Origin of the sequence: Streptomyces sp. SID3212, from assembly GCF_009865405.1 — a bacterium.
GTDB lineage: Bacteria > Actinomycetota > Actinomycetes > Streptomycetales > Streptomycetaceae > Streptomyces.
Genome location: NZ_WWJY01000087.1, coordinates 1 through 1,043, shown reverse-complemented (window position 1 = coordinate 1,043; position 1,043 = coordinate 1). Strand labels below are relative to the sequence as shown.

At 72.8% G+C, this 1,043-nt stretch carries 1 protein-coding gene; it reads right to left on the bottom strand.

All coding sequences use genetic code 11. The annotated features are described in order from the left end of the window. Positions 1–178: 178 nt before the first annotated feature. On the bottom strand, positions 179–997 hold the full coding sequence (locus GT042_RS02830) for an RNA methyltransferase (protein WP_161307109.1): 819 nt from the start codon (positions 995–997) through the stop codon (positions 179–181). Between the last annotated feature and the right edge of the window lie 46 nt (positions 998–1,043).

Here is a 1,043-nt window from a genome sequence, read left to right as displayed (position 1 = left end):
CTGCTGCGGCAGCGCCTCATCGTGTTCGTGGTGGTGACGCTGATCGTCGCCCTGGGGATCGCGGCGGCCCAGCAGCTCTGAGGCCGGCCCGGCGACTCTGATCAGGGCCGACCGGGCCGCACCGGCCGCCCGGTCGGCGGGACGCCCGCTCGGGCCGGGCGTTCATCCGGCCGCGCGCTCAGTCCGCCGGACGGCCCGTCGTGACCGCGTAGAACGCGACCGCCGCCGCCGCGCCCACGTTCAGCGAGTCGACTCCGTGCGCCATGGGGATACGTACCCACGCGTCGGCGGTGTCCAGGGCCCGGGCCGACAGTCCGTCACCCTCCGCGCCCAGCATCAGCGCGACCCGTTCCAGCCGGTGCGGGGCCGCTTCGTCCATCGGGACCGCCTTCTCGTGCGGGGTCAGCGCGAGCAGCCTGAAACCCGCCGTCCGTACGGTCTCCAGGGACCTGGGCCAGGCATCAAGCCGTGCGTACGGTACGGCGAAGACCGCGCCCATCGAGACCTTCACGGACCGGCGGTACAGCGGGTCGGCGCAGTCCGGCGAGAGCAGGACGGCGTCCATGCCGAGCGCCGCCGCGCTGCGGAAGATCGCGCCGATGTTGGTGTGGTCGTTGACGGCTTCCATGACCACGACACGGCGGGCCGTACGGAGCACCTCGGCCGGCTCCGGGAGCGGTTTGCGCTGCATGGAGGCGAGGGCGCCGCGGTGGACGTGGTAGCCGGTGACGCGTTCGGCGAGGTCGGGGGTGACCGCGTACACGGGGGCCCGCGCGGCGTCGATCACGTCCCGCATGGGTTCGACCCACTTGGCGGAGAGGAGCATGGACCGCATCGTGTAGCCGGCCTCGGTCGCGCGCCGGATGACTTTCTCGCCCTCGGCGATGAAGAGGCCTTCCGCGGGCTCGCGCCTGCGGCGCAGCTCCACGTCGGTCAGGCCGGTGTAGTCGTGCAGGCGGTGGTCGTCCGGGTCGTCGACGGTGATGAGTTCAGCCACGTGCTCATCCTGCCTTGAGGAGGGGGGTGCGTGGCCACGGGGGCGG